2 protein-coding genes are annotated in these 1157 nt (G+C 46.8%); both read left to right on the top strand.

Features of this window, described 5'->3' with window-relative positions; genetic code table 11:
- Positions 1–168: HIT domain-containing protein (locus R7Q47_RS25710; protein WP_318090193.1), on the top strand; the 168-nt coding region annotated here is incomplete at its 5' end.
- A gap of 74 nt (positions 169–242) precedes the next feature.
- The coding region (locus R7Q47_RS25705) for a hypothetical protein (RefSeq protein ID WP_318090192.1) at positions 243–1157 on the top strand (915 nt) is incomplete at its 3' end.

Here is a 1157-nt window from a genome sequence, read left to right as displayed (position 1 = left end):
ATGGGACGCCTATTCACTGTGGCGAAGAAGCTTGCGAAAGAAGAAGGCATTGCTGAAGACGGTTACCGTTTGATCCTTAATTGCAACCCTCATGGTGGCCAAGAGGTTTACCATATTCACATGCACCTACTAGGCGGTCGTCCTTTAGGTCCAATGGTATTGAGCTAAGCTAATTTGAAAAGGGTGGTGCCTATGCCACCCTATTTATATTCTTTTCTGAGCACACATTTGCGGAGATAAATGTGAAATTAGGTGTGAAGCTGTTTGGACTGATTAGCTGGGTCTTGATGGCGTCTGGCTGCGCTAATTTGTCTGCGGGCAATTTGTTTAGCCACTACAGCGACCAGAATCAAGAAGTTTATCAGGCAGTTGTTGCTGGCAATTATGCCAACGCTGAGCAACTCCAATCGAGCGACGTCGGTAGCGAGATCCTTGGCAATTTCGAAAAGGGTCGTATTTCATTCCTTGCGAAAGATTATCCAACCAGCCTCAAAGCTCTCGAAGAGAGCGACCGCGCGGTACGCGTTCAACAAGACCGAGCAACCATTTCTGTTTCTGAAACAGCGACGAGCGTAGGTTCACTTGCTGTAAACGACAATCTTAACGAATACCAACCTGCAGACTACGAACTCGGCTTTTTGCATTTATACCTTGGTCTGAACTATCTACAAAAAAATGATTTAGAAGGCGCACTCGTCGAAGTTCGTCGTGCCAACCAAGTTCAGGAAGCGGCGAGAAAAGCGCGTGAAAAAGAGCTGAAGTCGGCAGAAAAAGATCTAAAAAACCAAGGTATGTCAGCCAACTTAGGCAGCGTGCTCGCGAGTTATCCAGATGCAGGGAAAAAACTCAGCGCGGTGCAAAACGGTTATCTCTTCTATCTTTCTGGTTTGTTGTACGAAGCGTCACGTGATCTTAACAGCGCTTATGTGGATTACCGTCGCGCTTTGGCTGTGATGCCAGATAACAAACAGGTTATTGAAAGCACGATGTACGCCGCGAAAAAGCTCGGTATGCGTGAAGACTTACGTCTGCTTGAAAAACGCTATGGCAAGGCACCGACAGGGTTAAATAAGTCACAAGGACGCGTCATTGTGATTGACGAGCAAGGTGTGGTTGAGGCTTTGCAAGGTTGGCGTATTGACTTACCTATTTTTGAC

The organism is Vibrio sp. Vb0349 (assembly GCF_033338975.1).
Note: the sequence above shows the minus strand (reverse complement) of the source record. Positions and strands in the feature narration are given on the sequence as shown.